The 19,359-nt window shown below is 60.6% G+C and carries 17 protein-coding genes; 9 read left to right on the top strand and 8 right to left on the bottom strand.

The genetic code is table 11. The annotated features are described in order from the left end of the window. Window positions 1-8 precede the first annotated feature (8 nt). The 5 genes from IG616_RS12030 to bglB are packed head-to-tail and all read left to right on the top strand — an operon-like array spanning window position 9 to window position 6,952. Window positions 9-1,046, top strand: a complete 1,038-nt coding sequence (locus IG616_RS12030; protein ID WP_192148417.1) for an ABC transporter ATP-binding protein — start codon at window positions 9-11, stop codon at window positions 1,044-1,046. Beyond that, on the top strand, window positions 1,046-2,080 hold the full coding sequence (locus IG616_RS12025) for an ABC transporter ATP-binding protein (RefSeq protein WP_192148416.1): 1,035 nt from the start codon (window positions 1,046-1,048) through the stop codon (window positions 2,078-2,080). The genes IG616_RS12030 and IG616_RS12025 overlap by 1 nt, the downstream gene beginning before the upstream one ends. Further along, on the top strand, window positions 2,077-3,294 hold the full coding sequence (locus tag IG616_RS12020) for an HAD family hydrolase (RefSeq protein WP_192148415.1): 1,218 nt from the start codon (window positions 2,077-2,079) through the stop codon (window positions 3,292-3,294). The genes IG616_RS12025 and IG616_RS12020 overlap by 4 nt, the downstream gene beginning before the upstream one ends. Continuing rightward, complete coding sequence (locus IG616_RS12015) at window positions 3,291-5,825, top strand: hypothetical protein (protein ID WP_192148414.1); 2,535 nt, start codon at window positions 3,291-3,293, stop codon at window positions 5,823-5,825. Before IG616_RS12020 ends, IG616_RS12015 begins: the two co-directional genes overlap by 4 nt. Window positions 5,826-5,836: 11 nt before the next feature. Further along, window positions 5,837-6,952: a beta-galactosidase BglB gene (bglB, locus tag IG616_RS12010; protein ID WP_192148413.1), complete on the top strand. Its 1,116-nt coding sequence runs from the start codon at window positions 5,837-5,839 to the stop codon at window positions 6,950-6,952. 99 nt (window positions 6,953-7,051) lie between these two features. Here the strand turns inward: bglB and IG616_RS12005 are convergent, their stop codons facing one another. From IG616_RS12005 to IG616_RS23085, 8 genes are all read right to left on the bottom strand, one after another. Beyond that, window positions 7,052-8,560 (bottom strand): amidase, encoded by a 1,509-nt coding sequence (locus IG616_RS12005; RefSeq protein WP_209007472.1) that lies wholly within the window; start codon window positions 8,558-8,560, stop codon window positions 7,052-7,054. Between the two features lie 134 nt (window positions 8,561-8,694). Then, window positions 8,695-9,468 (bottom strand): aldolase/citrate lyase family protein, encoded by a 774-nt coding sequence (locus IG616_RS12000; protein ID WP_192148412.1) that lies wholly within the window; start codon window positions 9,466-9,468, stop codon window positions 8,695-8,697. Between the two features lie 9 nt (window positions 9,469-9,477). Next, window positions 9,478-10,278, bottom strand: coding sequence for a 2-oxo-hept-4-ene-1,7-dioate hydratase (gene hpaH, locus IG616_RS11995; protein ID WP_192148411.1), 801 nt, complete (start codon window positions 10,276-10,278; stop codon window positions 9,478-9,480). Further along, on the bottom strand, window positions 10,275-11,126 hold the full coding sequence (locus IG616_RS11990; RefSeq protein ID WP_209007471.1) for a fumarylacetoacetate hydrolase family protein: 852 nt from the start codon (window positions 11,124-11,126) through the stop codon (window positions 10,275-10,277). The genes hpaH and IG616_RS11990 overlap by 4 nt, the downstream gene beginning before the upstream one ends. Further along, window positions 11,126-12,523, bottom strand: a complete 1,398-nt coding sequence (locus IG616_RS11985) for a pyridoxal phosphate-dependent decarboxylase family protein (RefSeq protein ID WP_192148410.1) — start codon at window positions 12,521-12,523, stop codon at window positions 11,126-11,128. The genes IG616_RS11990 and IG616_RS11985 overlap by 1 nt, the downstream gene beginning before the upstream one ends. Window positions 12,524-12,612: 89 nt before the next feature. After that, on the bottom strand, window positions 12,613-13,593 hold the full coding sequence (hpaD, locus tag IG616_RS11980; protein ID WP_192148409.1) for a 3,4-dihydroxyphenylacetate 2,3-dioxygenase: 981 nt from the start codon (window positions 13,591-13,593) through the stop codon (window positions 12,613-12,615). Window positions 13,594-13,623: 30 nt separating this feature from the next. Next, window positions 13,624-15,135, bottom strand: coding sequence for a 5-carboxymethyl-2-hydroxymuconate semialdehyde dehydrogenase (hpaE, locus tag IG616_RS11975; RefSeq protein WP_192148408.1), 1,512 nt, complete (start codon window positions 15,133-15,135; stop codon window positions 13,624-13,626). After that, window positions 15,132-15,524, bottom strand: coding sequence for a 5-carboxymethyl-2-hydroxymuconate isomerase (locus IG616_RS23085; protein WP_192148407.1), 393 nt, complete (start codon window positions 15,522-15,524; stop codon window positions 15,132-15,134). Before IG616_RS23085 ends, hpaE begins: the two co-directional genes overlap by 4 nt. Before the next feature lie 116 nt (window positions 15,525-15,640). On the opposite strand from IG616_RS23085, the gene hpaR reads away from it, so the two are divergent. The 4 genes from hpaR (at window position 15,641) to IG616_RS11950 (ending at window position 19,355) form a co-directional block, all read left to right on the top strand. Further along, window positions 15,641-16,111, top strand: a complete 471-nt coding sequence (hpaR, locus tag IG616_RS11965; protein ID WP_192148406.1) for a homoprotocatechuate degradation operon regulator HpaR — start codon at window positions 15,641-15,643, stop codon at window positions 16,109-16,111. Between the two features lie 133 nt (window positions 16,112-16,244). Then, complete coding sequence (locus IG616_RS11960; RefSeq protein ID WP_192148405.1) at window positions 16,245-17,597, top strand: aspartate aminotransferase family protein; 1,353 nt, start codon at window positions 16,245-16,247, stop codon at window positions 17,595-17,597. A gap of 12 nt (window positions 17,598-17,609) precedes the next feature. Then, window positions 17,610-18,692, top strand: a complete 1,083-nt coding sequence (locus IG616_RS11955) for an anhydro-N-acetylmuramic acid kinase (RefSeq protein ID WP_192148404.1) — start codon at window positions 17,610-17,612, stop codon at window positions 18,690-18,692. Window positions 18,693-18,737: 45 nt separating this feature from the next. Beyond that, window positions 18,738-19,355, top strand: coding sequence for a GntR family transcriptional regulator (locus tag IG616_RS11950; RefSeq protein ID WP_192148403.1), 618 nt, complete (start codon window positions 18,738-18,740; stop codon window positions 19,353-19,355). Window positions 19,356-19,359: the final 4 nt, after the last annotated feature.

Raw genomic sequence — 19,359 nt, 5'->3', positions numbered from 1 at the left:
GAGGAAAAATGACCAACGCAAATACAACCCTGCCGCCTGAACGGCTGCTCGAACTCAAGGACGTCAATGTTCAATTCGAGCTGCGTGAAGGAACCGTGCGCGCCGTCAATGGCGTCTCCTACCACGTGAACCGCGGCGAAGTGCTCGGCATCGTCGGCGAGAGCGGGTCCGGTAAGTCTGTGACCGTCCGTTCGATCATGCGGCTGCTGCCGAAGAACACCTCCCGCGATGACGGTTCGATCCTGTTCCAGCCGGAAGCGGGCAAACAGATCCAGCTGGATGGCCTGCCATCCAAGTCCCGGAAAATCCGTGAGCTGCGCGGTGATGCCATCGGCATGATCTTTCAGGAGCCGATGACGGCTCTGTCTCCGGTTCACACCATCGGTACGCAGATCATGCGGACCATCCTGCTGCACCGGAACTGCAGCAAGAAGGAAGCCCGTGAGCGGGCCATCGAGCTTCTGCGCAAGGTGCAGCTTCCGCGCCCGGAACAACTGGTCGACAACTATCCGCACCAGCTCTCCGGCGGCATGCGCCAGCGTGCGATGATTGCGCTGGCTCTGTCTTGTGATCCGGTTCTGCTCATCGCTGACGAGCCGACCACTGCGCTGGATGTGACGACGGAAGCCCAGATCCTGGATCTCCTGCGTGAGCTGCAGGCTGAAACCGGCATGTCGATCATCTTCATCACCCACAACTTCGGGGTGGTGGCAGATATCGCGGACCGGGTGGCGGTCATGTACCTCGGCCAGGTTGTGGAAACCGGCACGGTCGATGACATCTTCTACAATCCGCAACACCCTTACACCCGTGCCCTTTTGCAGTCCGTGCCGCGGCTTGGCCAGGCGCCGGTTCACCGTTTGAAGACAATCCCGGGCATGGTCCCCGATCCCTTCAACGTGCCCAAGGGCTGCTCCTTCAATCCGCGTTGCGAGTTCGCCGTTCAGGGAACGTGCAATGTGGAGGTGCCGCCTCTCGTCCGTTTCTCCGATGACCAGCAGGCCCGCTGCCACTTCGCCGGAAAGCTTCCGGAGGAGGTTGCGTGATGACCGATATGACACCTGTACCCGACGACGTTCTTTTGTCCGTCACCGGCCTGAAGAAATACTTCCCGATCAATCATGGCTGGCTTCAGCGTCAGGTCGGAGAGGTCAAGGCCGTAGACGACGTGACCTTCGACATCAAGAAGGGCGAGACTTTCGGCCTTGTTGGCGAGAGCGGCTCCGGCAAGTCGACTGTCGCGCGGCTGATCCTGCGTGCCTATACGCTGACGGACGGATCCATCCGTTTCCGCCGGGCCGATGAGAGCGTCACGGAACTCGCCCATCTGGATGAAAAGCAGCTGCGTCCGATCCGCAGCGAAATGCAGATGATCTTCCAGGATCCGTATTCCTCGCTGGATCCGCGCATGCGTCTGCTTGATCTCATCGGCGAGCCGCTGGTCATTCAGGGCAAGCTCACCAAAGCGGAAATCCGTGATCGCGCTCAAGAGCTTCTGGGTCTCGTTGGTCTGCGTCCGGAATATGTGATGCGCTATCCGCACGCGTTCTCCGGCGGTCAGCGTCAGCGTATCGGCATCGCCCGCGCCCTTGCCCTTAATCCCAGCTTCATCGCAGCTGACGAAGCCGTTTCGGCGCTCGACGTGTCGGTGGCGGCTCAGAATATCAATCTGTTGCAGGATCTGCAGGAAAAACTCGGCCTGACCTACATGTTCATCACCCATGACCTGGGTATGGTGGAACATATCTCCGACCGGATCGGGGTCATGTATGTTGGCCGTATTGTGGAGCTGGGCGACACCGCCGAGATCTTCCGCAAACCGCTGCACCCCTATACGGAAGCGCTCCTGTCTGCAGTTCCGCAGCCGGACCCGCGCCGCCGCAAGGAAGGCAAGCGGATCATCCTGAAGGGGGAAATCGCTGATCCGGCAAATCCGCCTTCCGGCTGCGCCTTCAACCCGCGCTGCCCCTATGCGACCGAGAAGTGCCGGGTTGCGATTCCGGAACTTCGCGAGATCAAAGGCCGTCAGGTCCGCTGTCACCACGCCGAAGAACTGAACCTTACAGGTGTCGGTGAATGACTGATGTCTCGCGTCTTTCGGGTCATCTGGAAGACCTGCGGGCAACCGCTGTGGCTGGATCCCATTGGGATCTGGCCCGCCGGCACATACCGGTCATCATGCTGGATGAGGCGGAACCCTATCCGCCGCTCGCCATGGGCTACACGGTTTTCGTGGAGGCGGGACAGTCTCCCTCCTCGAAGTTCCAGGTTGTTCCCCAAGGCGGCCCGGTCATCGAATACGCGATCTGGTACGACTGGGATATCCAGCACATGTACGACCTGGAGCACATCTGGGTCTATCTGGACAAAGCTGAGCAGCCGGTTCGTGTGGATGCGTCCCGGCACGGCAACCGGGTGGCGATGCAAGCCGAAGGTGGCCGCTTCCTGTCGCGGGAAGGCCGTGCGGTCGTCTATTCCGAAGCTGGGAAACATGCGCATTGGGCCGATGGCGAAGAGATGCGGGCAAAGGCCGGAACCTATCTTCCGGCCATGTGCTGCGATCTGGCGGCTTTTGAGGGTGTGCATCTGGGCAACCGTTATTGCGAGAGCGGACTGGTCGTGCCGGAAGGTCTCGATCACCGGCTGGCGAAGTTGCAGATGAGAGCCGATGCCTTTCTTCCGGTCTACCGGTTTTATCCGGCGGTGGATTCCAGCATCGCGCTTGTCCCCTGGCCATTGCTCGACAGCTGGATTCCCGAGCGCGTGCGCCTGTTGATGTCGGATCTTCGGCAGCGAATGCCCCGGATCAACACCATTCTCGTTGATGGCACTCTGCAAGGTGGCCGCAATCTGGTTTGCGGAACAACTCTGGTTCCTGGCCTTGGTGACATGCTCCGCCGTCTCCGGAATGCGGGTTACCGGCTCGTGCTTCTAGCGGATGATATGCTGCAGGGTGCAGCAGGTCTCATGAAGGACGCCGGACTTTTCGAGCTATTCGACAGCCTGATCAAGGCGGATGGTGCCGGGTCAGTCTTCGAAGCTGAAGAATTTAGCGATCTGCCTTCTTCTTGGACCCTCGTGCTCAGTGGCTCCACTGAAACGGTTGCCGCCGCGAAGGCGCGCGGCGTCCACACCGCTGAGCTGATCTGGACGCACAAGCAAGCTGATCGCGCTCCACAGGCCGGCGCTGAGCTCCAGGCCGAGACCCCTATCGATTTTCTGTCTCAGCTGAAGCCGCTCGAGGAGCGGATGGCGGAGACGGCACGTACGCAAGTTGCAGTGAGGAGCGCATGAGCGCAGTTGCACACAAAACAGCCGAGCGGCAATTGTCCCGTTTCCCGGTTGCTCCGGGAGACACGGTGACGGCCTGGGCGCTGTCCGGTATTTCGGAGACCTATTATCCGGGCGAAGTCGCGCTGGCTGAAGACCGGGTCAACTACCGTTTCATCAACGGGTTTGTTGATGTGGGCGATTTGCCCTGTCGCGTGGCAGTCTGGAAAGACATTGCCGAGCGTACCGTGGAGCTGGAAACAGATTGGGAGGTCGAGAGCATCAATCTTCCCGGCTTCAACCGCCGGCTGGAGTTTTCTGACTTCTGGCACAGACCGACGCGGCTGAAGCGCTGGTGCAAGACTGTTCTGGAGCCCGCTCAGGATGGGGATGTCCCTTTCCGCGTGGCGACATGCGGCGGCGTTCACATCTGGGTAGACGGAAAGCTGGCTGCGAAGTTCGAACCCTATTCCCGCAACAAGGAACAGCAGGCAGAAATCACGCTGCCGCTGAGGTCCTCGGGCAGCGAGATCATCATGCTGTCCGAGGACATGGCTGAGCGCGATACCAATTGGTACGTGGAACTGACGCTGCTGGGTGATCAGCTGGTAACGTCCGCCATTCCGAGTTCCGCGGATCCCGAAGTGATCCGCGAACTGATGGCATTGGCCCGCGATGTGCGTCCTGTTGGTGAGTTTTGCACCGGCAATCCGCTCGTTCTGACCTTCGATGAAGCGCCGGTCTCTGCGGTCGAGATTTCCGCTCAGGTTCTGCCAAGCGTCCACCGTCGCGGGACACCGCCGATCCTCTCCGCGAAGACGGTGCTGGAGGCTGGTCAGAAGACTGTCGAGATACATGGTCTGGACTGCATGGCGGAAGCCTATCATCCGCTCAATCTGGCATTTTCGGTTGGGGAGACCCGTGTCTTCCGTCAGATCGCCTTCGCCCTGCTGCACGATGTGCAGCCGGCGCGCGACAACGGCGGCCTGAAACAGCGCAAGCGCGTAGCTCTTCGTCACGCTGCTGATCACGGAGATCTGCGAATTGGCCGTGCCTTCGCCATCCTGGCGTCTGGAGATGGTTGCACGCGTCTTTGCCGTGAGCTGATTGAGTACACGCTTGAGTCTGTCGATGAGCGGCGGGATTGCTCCGATTTTGTTCTGGTGCCGCTGCTCTGGCTCTATGGCGCATACCGTGACCAGCTGCCTGCGGATCTGGCGGCGACGGTCAAGGCATCGATCCTGAACTACCGCTACTGGGTGGACGAGCCAGGCAACGACACCATGTGGTTCTGGAGCGAGAACCACGTCTTGTGCTTCCACGTCTCCCAATATCTTGCCGGGCTGCTGATGCCTGGCGAGCGGTTCACGGCCTCGGGCCGGCTTGGCAGCGAGCAATTGGCCCTGGCCACCGAACGGCTTAGCAAGTGGTTCGATTCCGTCGAAAGCCATGGCTTTGCCGAGTGGAACTCCGCCGCTTATTACCCGATCGACTTCATCGGCCTGCTTGCCCTCGAGCATTGGGGCAAGGATGAAATTGCCAAGAGAGCTGATCAACTGCTCTCCCGCCTCTTCAAGATGATCTCCCTGCATACGCTTGCAGGTGTTCCGGCAGGCTCCATGGGCCGAGCTTATGACAAGGAACTGCGGGCCGGCCCCTGCACCGAACTGGCTCCGTTTGCAACGGTGGCCTTTGGCGAAGGCTGGCTGAATGAAGGCGTTGCTGCTTTGCCGATGTTCTGCGCGGGTGACTACGAGCCGCCAGCGGAGCTGACCCGTATTGCCATTCCGGAAGACGGGCAGTGTGTTGAGGCACATTACGTCCAGGGCTACGGCCATGCCGGACGGCTCGCGCTCTACAAGTCTGCCGCTGTGCAGCTCTCTGCATCGGTGGACAGCGAGCCCGGTTCCAAGGGGCATCAGCAGCATATTCTGGACGTCCGGTTTGCTGGTCACGCCTTCGCCCGCGCCTGGGTCAACCATCCCGGTGAAGACGACCCCTGGGGCCACCAGCGCCCATCTTACTGGGCAGGCAACGGCACCATGCCGCGTGTTGGCCAGTTCGGTGACGCGGCACTCATGCTGTTCGACATTCCCGAAACGCATCGAATCGGTTTCACCCATGCTTACGCGCCAGCGGATGCCTTTGACGCCTCAGAGCTTCATGGTGATTGGCTGCTTCTGCAGTCGGGCCGGGGCTATGCAGCGATGACCCCTTGCAAAGCTCTTGAACCTGTCTTGAGCGGCCCGGGGCAGAACCGCGAATACCGGGCCGAAGGCCGGAAGGCTGGCTGGGTGGTTCTGGTCGGCGATCTGCCGGAGGGGCAGGGACTCGAAGCTGTTCGCAGCCTGCTGGACGAGGTGAAAACGTCATTTGACCCATCAGAGATGACGCTTTCGCTCAAGCGGCCCGGCCGTCCGGTCCTGACCTTAAACTACCGGGAGGGGCTCACTGCGGGCGGCAAGCCGTATCCGTTCCCCCATCCCGAACTCGAACCAAAGATCTCGTTCGGCCAGGCCGCTGTTCTGGGATCCGGCGCAACGGATAACTCTTGAAAGAATTTGCCATGAAGAGCATCGAAGATATTTCCCGCCTGCTGTCCAGCGTTTCGGTTGGGCTTGCACGCCTCAAGGGAATGAACGAAACCGCGCCGCTGGCCAGCGAAGGCTTTTCCCTTCAGTTCGATGAATGGGACTGGGAAGTCGGAGTTGGTATCTATGGCCTTCTTCGTCATGCGGAAACCTCGGGCGACCGCGAGCTGATTGAGTCCATCGCCGCCTGGTATGACTGGCAGATCGGCCGGGGACTGCCGCCGCGCCAGGTCAACTCCAGCTCACCGATGCTCGCCCTGTCCATCCTGATCGACCACGTCAACCGTCCGGACTGGGAAGCTCTGGTTCAGGACTGGGCCGACTGGCTGGTGAATGATCTTGCCAAGACGGAAGACGGCGGCTTCCAGCACGTGGTCAAGGAGCGCATGAACGACGGTGAACTGTGGGACGATACCCTGTTCATGACCTGTCTGTTCCTGGCTCAGGCCGGCAAGCGCTTCAAGCGCAAGGACTGGATCGACGAGTCCGTCTATCAGTTCCTTGTGCACACCCGGTATCTGGCTGATCCGGTGACGGGGCTCTGGTACCACGGCTGGAACTTCAACGGGCGGCATAATTTCGCTAAGGCCTTCTGGGGCCGTGGCAACTCCTGGATCACCGTCGCCATTCCGGAACTTTTCGGTCTGGTCGGAGATGCAATTGCGCCATCCGACGCGCGCTTCCTGACCTGTGCTCTGCAGTCCCAGGTACGCGCACTGGCTGGTCTGCAGCATGACAACGGCATGTTCTCGACCTTGCTGGACGACAAGGACTCTCCGCTGGAAACCTCCGCCACCGCCGGTATTGCCTATGGCATTCTGCGCGGCATTGAAGAAGGTATCTTGCCGGAAAGCGCCCGCTCTGTTGCGGACAAGGCTTATGACGCCGTTGTCGAGCGGATTGGCGAGGACGGGATCGTCTTGGAAGTGTCTGACGGCACACCGATGGGCCATGACCTCGATTTCTACCGCAAGCTTCCCAATGTTCCGGCTCCCTACGGCCAGGCTCTGGTGATCCTGCTTCTGGTCGAAACCCTCTCCGGGCTTCAGCCGACGGGCGAGAAGGCCCAAAAGAAGGCAGCCAACGCTTGAAGCTGAGGCACGCGGTCTTTGAGCCGCGGTCCGCGTCGGTGTGAAGGTTGCAAATGCGGCCAACTGGGTGCGTCTGAAAGGACGCACCCGTTTTTGCATTCAGCCGGTGGTTAGAAAACCAGGCGCTTCGCTCAAGGGCTGGGCCTTTCGCAGCGCTGCGATATCAGGTCCTTGAAGAGCAAGGCCGGACGTTCCTGCGATGACGCGCTCGAGTTCTGCGGCGACAGCAAGAACACCAAGGTCGTCATGCCTGCGGCCGATGATCTGCAGGCCGAAAGGCATGCCGTTGGCGTCCCTGCCGCAAGGGATCGTGATAGAGGGGTGGCCTGCCAGGGTTGATGCGTAGGCCATGCCGAGCCAGTGATAGTAGCTCTTGGTTGGCTTGCCATCGATCTCTGTCGGATAAAGCTCATGCCAGTCACGTGGGCTGATGGTGACGGCAGGTGCCAGAATGAAATCCGTCGTTTCAAAAAACCTCTGCCAGGCCTGCTGATAGGTGCCATGCAGAACCAGGGCTTGCCCAACGTCCTCAGCGCTGTAGCGGCGGCCTTCCAGCACGTTCTCACGGACATTATCGCCAACCAGTTCGGGCTGCTCGTCCAGATATTTGGCGTGAGTGCCGGCAAACATGACCGCGCGGAGAACCGAGAAGATCCGGTCCGCACCCGTGCAGTCCGGATGGGCTTCCTCAGCCATGCCGAAGAGTGGGGCAAGTTCCTTGATGACGCTGGCGAAATGATTGCGGATGATCTTTTCTGTCGGCGCGTAGCCATAGTCTTCGGTGAAACCGATGCGAAGAGAGGACAGATCCTTGCGCGGCAGCCGGGCAAAGTGCTCCGGGTTCCAAGCTGTCTTGCCGCCAACCACGGCGGTATAGGGATCGCGGTTGTCCGGCTGGGCCTGGACGGAGAGAAGCAGTCCGGCATCGGCGACGGAGCGTGCCATCGGTCCGCTTGTCCCCAGTGGGAAGAGGGCGGCTGCCCTGGTGCCGCCAGGGACAACGCCGAAGCTGGGGCGGAAACCAACGACCCCGCAAAAGGCTGCGGGATTGCGAAGGGAGCCGCCGAGATCAGAACCGGTGGCAAGGGGCACCATGCCGCTAGCCAGAGCCGCCGCGGATCCGCCGGAAGAGCCAGCACTTGACCGGGTCAGATCATGCGGATTGGCAGTGGCGCCATAGACACGGTTGACCGTATTGGCACCGGCGCTCCATTCCGGATTGTTGGTCTTGCCCATAGGGATGCCGCCCGCTGCCCTCAGTGCGGTGACGGAGGCATCATCGGCTGCTGCAATGTTGTTCTTGAAGATCAAGGACCCAAAGGTGGTCGGCAGGCCCTTCACATCGACCATGTCCTTGATGCCGATGGGCAGACCGTGCAGGGCGCCGAGCGGCTTGCCGCTCATGACGTCGTCTTCGGCAACCCGGCTTGCCTTGCGCAATCCCTCCAGATCGAGCGCAACCATGGCGTTGATGGCCGGATTGACCTCTTCGATCCGCCGGATGCAGGCCTCGGCCAGTTCAACGGGAGAAAGAGCCTTCCGGGCAATCAGACTGCGGGCTTCGACGGCGCCGAGATCGGCAGGATCAGTAGACTTTGGATTGGTCAAAACGGTCCCCTGTTTCTGGTGATTTTCTTCGAGAATAGGGGCTCGCTCAGAACTGACAATGTCATTTGTGCGTCAATCCGTTCTGCCCTGAAGGATCATCTTACCGGACAGAACGGATTGAGCAGAAGATTGCACTAGCCGCCGTTTTTGTAGTGTGCGGCAGAGCTGCGCAGAGCACCGGCGAAGGCGAGCACGTCGATGGCAACGCCAACGAAGTTGGCACCTGCTTCCTTGCAGGCGGAGATATAGGCAGGGTCGGTGGACAGAACGCCAGCGGTTTTGCCCGCTGCCCGGATACGGCGCAGGGCACCGGTCACGGCGTCCAGCACTTCCGGGGCTGCCGGATTGCCAAGATGCCCCATGTCCGCAGCCAGATCGGACGGGCCGATGAAGACACCGTCGATGCCCTCAATGGCAAGGATATCGTCCAGAGCTGCAAGACCCGCTCGGGTTTCCACTTGGAGGATCAGGCATATTTCCGCATCTGCCGTGGTCAGATAGTCCGGGATTTCGTTGAACTTTGATGCCCTTGCAATCGCGGCTCCCACGCCGCGGAAGCCGTGTGGCGGGTAACGTGTTGCCCGGAGGGTGCGCTCTGCCTGTTCCTTGCTTTCGATCATCGGGATCAGCAGGCTTTGCGCGCCGATATCGAGCGCCTGTTTGATTGTGGCCGGGTTATCGTCCACCAGCCGCATGATCGGCTGAGAGGGGCTGGCGAGAACGGCGGTAAGCTGGCTGGACAGAGAGCGGATGTCGTTGGGGGCATGTTCACCGTCAATCAGCAGCCAGTCAAAGCCAGCGGTAGCTGCCATTTCTGTCACGTAGGCATCAGCCATGCTGATCCAGCAGCCATGGAGAACCTCTCCGGCAGCCAGTCTGTGCTTCAGTTCATTGCGGGGGGCGGGCATGTCATGTCCTTATGCGAATTGGATGGAAACCTGGCCGAACGGGCCGAAGTCTGCGTGAAAGGCGCTGCCGGATGGGGCTTCCAGCGGACGGATGAAGGATCCGGACAGGACGATATCACCAGCGGAGAGCCCGGCGCCATAGTTTGCGAGCCGATGTGCCAGCCAGACGATGCCCTCAACCGGATCGTTCAGGACCCCTGCACCCAGACCGGTCTCCTCGACAATTCCGTCACGTTTGACGATGGCTCCGACCCAGCGCAGATCGAAGGCATCGACCGGGTGGGTTTCCTTGCCCAGGACAATTCCCGCATTGGCAGCATTGTCCGATACGGTGTCCTGGATGACCCGTGCCTTGCCGGTTTCCGGATCGGCTCTCAGGATGCGCGTGTCGAGAATTTCAAGGCTCGGCACCACGTGACTGGTGGCGGCGATCACATCCTCGCGGCTGACATCCGGGCCTTTCAGATCGTGTTTCAAAACGAACGCAATCTCGGCTTCGATGCGCGGCTGGATGAAGCGGCCTTTAGGCACGGTGGCACCGCTCTGGAACAGCATGTCGTCCAGCAGCACGCCGCTGTCCGGCGTGGTGATGTTGAGGGCCTGCTGCATGGCGCGGCTGGTCAGGCCGATCTTCCAGCCAATGACCTTTGCCCCTGCGTCCTTCTTCATCCGGATCAGTTCGCCCTGAACCGCATAGGCGTCATCCAGTGTCATGTCAGGATGGGCGAGGCTCAGGAGGCCGCATTGCCTGCCGGTCCGTTCTGCCTCAAAAAGCGCCTGAGCTGCAGCTGAGATATCCGCCGGGGTCATTCGTCCACCACTCCGTTTCGCAGGGTTCCGATACCTTCCGCCGACACTTCGATCACATCGCCGGGCTTCAGCCAGACCGGCGGATCAAACCGGGCGCCGGCCCCGGTCGGTGTGCCCGTGACGATGATGTCGCCCGGAACAAGGGTGGTGAAGGTTGAAATATAGGCAATTTGCCGAGCGATCGGGAAAAGCATGCGGCTCGTCCGGTCCTGCTGGCGCAAGTCACCATTCACCCGGGTCTCCAGACCGACGTCGGCAAGCTGGGCAGGGGCGGTGAAGGGAACGAGCGAAGGGCCGATGGCACCAGAACCGTCCCAGTTCTTGCCCTGGGTGACGTTGAACTTCGCGTGCCGCACCCAGTCGCGGATCGTGCCTTCATTGCAAAGGGTCAGACCGGCGATATGGCTCAGCGCGTCTTCTTCCGGAATGCGCCGTCCTCCGGTTCCGATCACGATGGCGATCTCGCCTTCATAGTCGAGCTGCGGGCTTTCCGGCGGGCGGATCAAGGGGACGCCATGACCGACGAAGGAGCGGGCGAACCGGACGAAAAGAGACATGTTGGGCGGAGCTTCCTGCCCATCTTTGTACTCGGCGTTCCGATCCGGAAAATTCACGCCGACACAGATGATCTTTTCCGGGTCAGGCACCGGGATCTCGTAGGTGAAGCTGCCGTCCGGGTGGGTAATGGGCCGTCCGTGACCTGCTTTGGCCAGTGTCCGCAACTCCCCGGCCTCGATCACGTTTTTCAGGGTCTTCCATTGCGGAAACTCAGGCGACAAAGCGATCATGCCGCCTTCCGCCACCACGCCATAGAATTGCTCTCCGCTCGAGCGGAACGTCGCGAACATCAGGAAGCCCCTGCAAATTCTGAAATGACGGCACCAGCCGTTTCGACATCCTCCAGCGTGGCGTCGAACTGGCCGGCCTGGAAGCGGACGGCAATGCGGCCGCCTGCATGGGTCTGGGTCAGATAGATCCGGCCATCATTGTTGATGGCATTGATAAATGCGATATGGGCGTCGTCGTCCCATCCCTTGCGGCGGAAAGTGAAGAGCGAAAGAACCGGCTCGGTCACGATGTCGAAGCGCTCGTCCTCCCGCAGTCTTTCGGCCAGCGCACAGGACCAAGCGACGTGGTTGCGGATGCGCTGGCGCAGGCCCTCAAGACCATAGCTACGAATAAGAAACCAGATCTTCAGGGCGCGGAACCGGCGGCCAAGCGGAACCGTCCATTCGGAATAGTTGATAATGCCGTCTGCGCCGTGGGTCTTCAGGTATTCCGGCCGGATCGCGAGAGTTTTGACCAATGAATCCGGATCGCGGAGAAACTGGAGCGAACAATCGAACTGGGCGCCAAGCCATTTATGCGGATTGAACACAATGGAATCGGCCGCCTCCACGCCCTCCCAGAGCGTGCGGAATTCCGGGCAGATCATGGCAGAACCCGCCCAGGCCGCATCCACGTGGGAGTAGAGCCCATGGGAACGGGCAACCGCCAGCACGTCCTTGAGATCATCGCAAGCGCCGGTGCTGGTGCTCCCGGTGCAGGCGATCACACCGGCGGGGACATGACCGGCGGCCATGTCCGCTTCGATCGCGGCAGCTAGGGCTTCCGGGTCCATGGAGCGCAGCGGGCCTTTCGTGGGGATGCGTACCAGATTGTCCGAGCCGATGCCGGAGATCCAGATGGCCCGGTCAATGGAGGTGTGCACCTCTCCGGAACAGTAGATCCGGAGCAGCTTTTGTCCGCTTAGGCCCGCCGTGTTGCCGGTCCAGTTCAGCGCCCTCTCGCGCATGACCAGAACGGCGGCGAGGGTCGCGGATGACGCGCTGTCCTGAATGACGCCCTGGAAACTGTCCGGCAGGCCCAGGGCCTGGCGCAGCCAGTCGGCCATTACCGTTTCGACTTCCGTTGCCGCAGGAGACGTCTGCCAGAGCATGCACTGGGCAGCGAGCGTCGTGACCAGGAATTCTGCCAGCATGGACGGCGGTGCGGCATTGGCCGGGAAATAGGCGAAGAAACGCGGGTGCTGCCAATGGGTCATGCCGGGCATGACCAGCGTTTCGAAGTCCGAGAAGATGGCTTCCATATCCGTGCCGGATTCCGGCGGGGCAGCGGGAAGTGCCGCAGCAATCGAGCCGGGCGCGGTTTGCGCACGCACGGGCTTGTCCCGCAAGCCGCCGTGATAGTTTGCCGCCCAGTCGGATATACGTGCGCCCCAGCGGGCAAACTCGCTCCAGTTCAAGCCATCCTCCATACATGCTTGAGGAGACCGGAGAGCCGGTCCCCTGTCAGGTGAACTGCGGCTGAGGGATCAGCCGCGCCGAGAATGCCTCACGGGGCAATGATCGGGGAAGCTGCAAGATCACTCTGCCGGGGTTCTGCTCCATGAAAGCGGGAACCGTGCTCGAACCAGCTGCGCGGGGCAGGGGCGCCCCAGAGCGTCTGGCGCTGCGGGTCCTTCAGGTCCCACCGGATAGCTTCCAGATCGGGATCGACCGTCTGGTAGTCCGAGCAATAGATCTCGATACGATGCCCATCCGGATCAAGCACATAGAGGAAGAAGGCATTGGAGATGCCGTGACGGCCGGGGCCACGCTCGATGTTGCCGACCCAGCCCGTTGTCGCCATCAGGTCCAGAAGGTCGATGATGTTCAGCGGCGTCGGCACCCAGAAGGCGGTGTGGTGCAGGCGGGGGCCGAGACCATTTGTGAAGGCAATGTCATGAACGCCGCCCTTGCGGTGGGTCCATGCAGCCCAGAGACGGCCGGTTTCCTCATCCTCGGTATACTCCGTCACCCGGAAGCCGATCTCGTTGTAGAAGGCAACCGAAGCATCGACATCTGGCGAGAAGCAGTTGAAGTGGTCGATGCGCAGCGGCTTCACACCCTTGTAAAGCGCGTATTTCTGATGGATCGGCTCCAGCCGGTCCATCTTCGCGTAGAATTCCAGCGGCACGCCATGGGGATCTCGGGTTACGAAGGTGCGGCCCTGATAGGCGCGTTCGACCCAGTCGACCGGCAGACCCTTGTCCTTGAAGAAAGCCGCCGCCTTGTCGAGATGGTCCTCGTCGAACACCTTGAAGCCCAGATCCCGCGCTTCCGCCTTGTCGGATTTCTTCAGGATGATGCAATGGTGCCCGCGTTCCTCCATCGCGCGCAGCCAGATCGTGTCGGATGTCTCGTCCGTGACCTGAAGGCCAAGGGTGTCGACATAAAAGGCCCGGCTCCTGGCAAGATCCGTCACGGCCAGCTCCACATGGCTGAGCCGGACGATATTGAAGGCGGGGTACAGATTGGGGGCGGGTATCGGCAAAGGTTTTCCTCCCGGCGGATCTCTCCGCCCTTATGCTCCGAGCCGCTGGATCTTGTGCTGACCTAGCGCAAAGGCGATGTTCTTTTGTTCCATGTAAAACTCGAACGACCAGTCTCCCCCGTCGCGTCCGATGCCTGAGGCCTTCACGCCGCCAAAGGGCGTTGGAAGGTGGCGAACATTTTCCGAATTCACCCAGATCATCCCGGCTTCCAGAGCATTGGAGAAACGCAGGGCCCGGGTCAGGTCATTGGTCCACAGATAACCGGCAAGGCCGTATTGCACGTCATTGGCAATGGTCAGCGCATCGGCTTCATCCTTGAAACGGATGGAGGTCAGAACCGGGCCGAAGATTTCCTCCTGGGCGATACGCATCGAAGTGTTCGCCCCAGTGAAGAGGGTCGGCTGAACGAACCAGCCTTCGTTGCCCTTGCGCCCGCCGCCGACGGCGATCCTGGCACCATCCGTCTCGGCAATGGCGAAATAGGACGTGACCTTGTCGAAATGGGTCTTGTGGATCAGTGGTCCGACTTCCGTTGCCGGATCCAGCGGGTGGCCAACCTTCAGGCCTTTCACTCGTTCAATCAGCTTGGCTTCGAGCGTGTCGGCAATGCTCTCCTGAACCAGCAGCCGCGAGGAAGACGTGCAGCGTTCGCCGTTGAGGGAGTAGATCATGAAAACGGCCGCATCGAGTGCCCGGTCAAGATCTGCATCCTCGAACACGACGACAGGGTTCTTGCCGCCAAGCTCGAAGTGGACGCGCTTCAACGTGTCCGCACCCTGCTTCATGATCATGGAGCCGGTCTTGCTTTCGCCGACAAAGGCGATGGCCTTGATGTCGGGATGCTCGGTCAAGGCCTTGCCGGCTTCTTCGCCAAAGCCGTTGACGAGGTTCCAGACGCCTGCGGGCAATCCGGCGTCATGGGCGATCTCTGCTAGGATCCGAGCCGTCAGCGGACTGAACTCTGCCGGCTTGTGGACGATGGTGCAGCCCGCGGCAAGCGCTGGCGCGATCTTCCAGGTCGACAGCATGAAAGGCGTGTTCCAGGGCGTGATGATTCCGACCGGGCCAATTGGCACGCGGGTGGTCACGTTCATGTGCTGCGGCGACGGCAGGGACTGGCCATCCCGAGCGGAGGGAGCCTTGTCTGCGAAGAAACGGAAGTTCTCCGCTCCCCGCAGTGCCGCCTTGGACATGAAGCGGTAGGCCTGCCCGGTGTCCCAGCATTCGCACAGGGCGATCTCTTCCGCCCGCTCCTCGATCAGGTCGGCGATCTTGTGCAGGATCGCCTTGCGCTTGGCGCCGCTCATGGCGGCCCATTCCGGGAAGGCTGCCTTGGCAGCCTTTGTAGCGGCATCGATATCGTCTGCTCCGCTGCGGCTGACCGTGGCAATCAGGCTTTCATCGACCGGCGAGCGGGTCTCAAAATGAGCGCCGGACCGGGCTGCACAGGTTTCGCCGTTGATCAGGTTCTGAAGTCCTTCCGACCGGTAACGGCCGAGATGGGCTTCAAGCTTGGCAAGTTGGGTCGTGAGGTCCGTCACTGGGCGTCTCCCGGCAGGTAACTGCGGATGGAGCTGGCCTTGGGGCTGAACTCCAGTTTGATGTCGCGCATTTCCATGGAGAGCATGAAGGAGGAGGTTTCCATCACCTCTGCGCAATAGGCTTCCATGGCTGCGAAAATGGTCTGGGTGGCCGCTTTTTTTGCCTCCTCCGTCCGGCCTGCCCGCAGGCGGACCGAGAGATCCAGAAAGGCATGATCCGGGTTGCCGTCGGCCATCACCACATGGGTGCAGGCCGTTGCCCGGATGCGGATGCCTGCCAGCGGGAACAGGCCTGTCTCCACGGCGGCATCGCGGATGGTGCGGCACAGTCCTGCGATATCCAGCCGACTTTCCAGGTTCGGCGAATAGTTGATATGAAAGTGGGGCATGGCGTCTCCTCCTGACGCTTATATTAGTTGCTTTATCAAGTAATTTAGTTGTTGTGTCAACAGTCCTCTCCAGCGCGGCTCTTGAGTTTCCGGCGCTTTCGCCTCATAGGGAAAGGATGACAAACCAATGCAAACCTGCGGCTGACAGGGCTTCTGAACCCGTTCTGCGCAAGACATCCAGATCCTTGCCCATTGCCTTGCTGCGGGCGCGCGAGACGGTCATGGGCCCAATCCGTGTGATGCTGGCGGCCAGCAAGCTCAACGAGCAAAAGTGGCGCGTGCTGCGGGTGCTGGAAGAGCACGGCCCTATGGAGCAGACCGGTATTGCCGATGCTGCCTGTCTGCTGCTGTCCAGCCTGACGCGCATTCTCTACGCCATGGAAGCAGAAGGCATGATTTCGCGGGTGACGGATCAGGCAGACCGGCGCAAGTCCATTGTTTCCATCACCGAGGCAGGCCGGGAGCTGATCCGCGCCCATGCGGGCGAAAGCAATGCGATCATGACCCGTCTGGAGACGGAGTTCGGCCGCGAGAAGCTGGACACGCTTCTCGATCTTCTGGAAGACCTGCGTCAGATCAAGCTCTGACATGTGGATCTGCAGTGGACGCAATTTGATGGGTGAAAATCCGCCGGAGCCGATTTAGTCTGGTCAGAGCGCCTGCGTCGTGGAAGCCGTTTTGAACGCTCCCGGCAGGTCAGTCCAGTCCTAGAGGTTTTCCATGTCTCATCTGCCCAATTCTCTCGAAGCGCGGGATATTGCCTATCAGCTCCATGCCTATACGGATGCCCGCCGCCATGAGGAAAACGGTCCGCTCGTGATCGAAAAAGGCGAAGGCATTTACGTCGAGGACAACACCGGCAAACGCTATATTGAGGCGATGGCTGGCCTGTGGAGCGTTGCGGTCGGTTTTGGGGAAAAGCGGCTGGTTGAAGCCGCGGCCCGGCAGATGGAGAAGCTTCCCTTCTATCACACATTCAGCCACAAGACCCATGGACCGTCCGTGGAGCTGGCGGAAAAGCTGGTGTCCATCGCACCTGTTCCCATGTCGAAGGTCTATTTCACCAACTCCGGGTCCGAGGCGAACGACACCGCGCTGAAACTGATCTGGTACCGGTCCAACGCGCTGGGCCAGCCGGAGCGCAAGAAGGTGATTTCGCGGGTGCGTGGATATCATGGCGTAACCGTTGCCACCGCCAGCTTGACCGGCCTGCCGAACAATCACCGGTCTTTTGATCTGCCGATTGCGCGCATTCTTCATACCACCAGCCCGCACTACCGGACCATGAAAAAGGATGGCGAGGACGAGGCTACATTTGCCAAGCGATGCGCGCAGGATCTGGAAGACCTCATTTTGGCTGAAGGCCCCGAAACGATTGCGGCTTTCTTCGCTGAGCCGGTCATGGGCGCGGGTGGTGTTATCGTTCCACCGGAAGGCTACTGGAAAGCAGTGCAGCCGGTGCTGAAGAAATACGGCATCCTGTTTGTTGCGGATGAAGTGATCTGCGGCTTCGGACGCACTGGCGAAATGTTCGGCACGACCACCTTCAACCTGCAGCCGGACATGATCACCCTGTCCAAGGCGATTTCCTCGTCTTATCTGCCGATCTCCGCATTGATGGTGAACGAGACCGTTTATGGGCCGGTCGCTGATGAAAGCCATAAGATCGGTGTCTGGGGGCACGGCTATACGGCTAGCGGCCACCCTGTCGCAGCGGCTGTTGCGCTTGAGAACATCAAGATCATTGAGGAGCGGAATCTGGTTGGTCATGTGAAGGCCATCAGTCCGCTGTTCCAGAAGCGCCTCAAGGATCTGGCGGCCAGTCCACTTGTGATCGAGACTCGCGGTATCGGATTGATTGGCGCCGCCGAACTGGCCCATGGCGCCTATCTGGACAAGCCGGGCGCGCTGGGTGCCCTTGCCAATGCGGAATTCCATGCCCGTGGCCTGATCTCCCGCAATATGGGGGACTCCATGGCTTTCTGTCCGCCGCTGATCATCACTGAAGCGCAGATCAACGACCTGTTCGACATGGCTGAAGCGGGTATTGAAGCGGTGTCAAAGACACTCTGAGGAGGAAGCGTCATGTGGTCTGTGGTCGGGACGATCAGCGGAACTTCGGCAGATGGGATTGATCTGGCGGAAATCCTGACAGACGGTATCTCTGTCGAGCGGTTCGGCCCTGGCACCACAGCGCCTTACCGGGCGGAGACCCGCAAGGCGGTTTTGAGCGCAATCGCCAAGGGCCCTAAAGATCGCAGTGCGTGGCCGGCTCTGGCGCGGGCGGTGACGGATGATCATGCTGCCGCGCTGGAGGCTTACCTTGCCGAACATGGTCTTTTGCCAGATGCGGTGGTGTTTCACGGCCAGACCGTCTGGCACGACCCGTCCGTTGGCGAGACGGTTCAGCTGGGCGAGCCTCAAGCCTTAGCCGACCGCCTTGGGCTACCAGTGATCGGTGACGTCCGGCTTGCGGACATGGCGGAGGGCGGGCAGGGCGCCCCGTTGGTTCCTGTCTATCATCAGGCCCTTGCGCGGGAGCTGGACCAGCCCTTGTGCTTCCTCAACATCGGCGGCGTTTCCAATCTGACCTATCTGAATGGCGACGATATCCTGGCGTTTGACATTGGACCTGGCAATGCCTTGCTGGATGACTGGATCCGCAAGCATGGCGCGGGGGAGTTTGATGAAAATGGCGCGGTTTCAGCCAAAGGAACGGTTCACCAGGATCGGATAGCTACCGCGCTTGAACATCCCTTCTTCACCGCGCCCGGCCCGAAATCCCTCGACCGGAATGCTTTTTCGATGACAGTTGCCGAAGGGCTGTCCTTGCAGGATGGGGCCGCTACAATGGTCGCGCTGACTGCGGGTACGATTGGCCTTTCGGAAAAGCTGCTGCCCAAGGTGCCGGCGCTCTGGATCGTGTGCGGGGGCGGACGGCTCAATCCTACGCTGATGGCGGCGCTGCGTTCGGTTCTGCAAGGCGATGTCCGCTCAAGCGAGGAGTTCGGTATCGACGGCAACGCCCTGGAGGCTCAGGCCATGGCTTTCCTCGGGGCAAGATTTCAGGCAGGTCTGCCGACGTCCTTTCCAAGCACGACAGGGGCATCGCGCCCAGTCTGCGGGGGCAAGCTTTATCTACCGCAGGCGCAGCGCCGGATCGCGTGACGAAGAGGCTGTTTTGTCACCGGAAATGGGATATGACCTTTGGCCATGAATGGCTCTGAAATTTACCACCGCCTGATCGGCCTTATCGAGGACCGTGTCCTGAAACCCGGCGACCGCCTGCGTGAAGCGGATCTTGCCGAGGAATTCGGGGTGTCGCGGACACCGATCCGGGAAGGCCTGAAGCGTCTGGAAGCGCAGGGGCTTGCCATTCATGAGCCGAACCGGGGGATGGTTATCCCGACGCTCGATCACGGCCAGATCAACGAAGTCTATTTCATGCGTGAGGTGCTTGAGGGGACGGCTGCCGGTCTCGCTGCCAAGCATGCGTCAAAGCCGGAGATTGAAATCCTCCAGGATCTGGTGGACGCCGACCGCAAGCGCATCACGGATGAAGACAGTCTGGTCAAATCGAACCGCGACTTTCACCGGCGCCTTTGCCTTGCGTCGCACAACCGCTACCTGGTCGATCAGATCGATCATCTGCGCTTGTCCTTGATCCTGATGGCCGGAACAACACTGGATACGCCTGAGCGTCGCGAAACGGCAGTTGAGGAACATGCAGCGATCGTGTCAGCGATTGCCGCAGGAGACAGCATCGCGGCAGATGCAGCCGCGCGCCGGCATATCTCTCATGCCCACAAGACTCGTCTGCAACAAATCTGACCTA

This window comes from Roseibium litorale (assembly GCF_014842915.1).
Taxonomy (GTDB): domain Bacteria; phylum Pseudomonadota; class Alphaproteobacteria; order Rhizobiales; family Stappiaceae; genus Roseibium; species Roseibium litorale.
The sequence above is the reverse complement of the archived record's forward strand: the minus strand, read 5'-3'. Positions and strand labels throughout refer to the sequence as shown.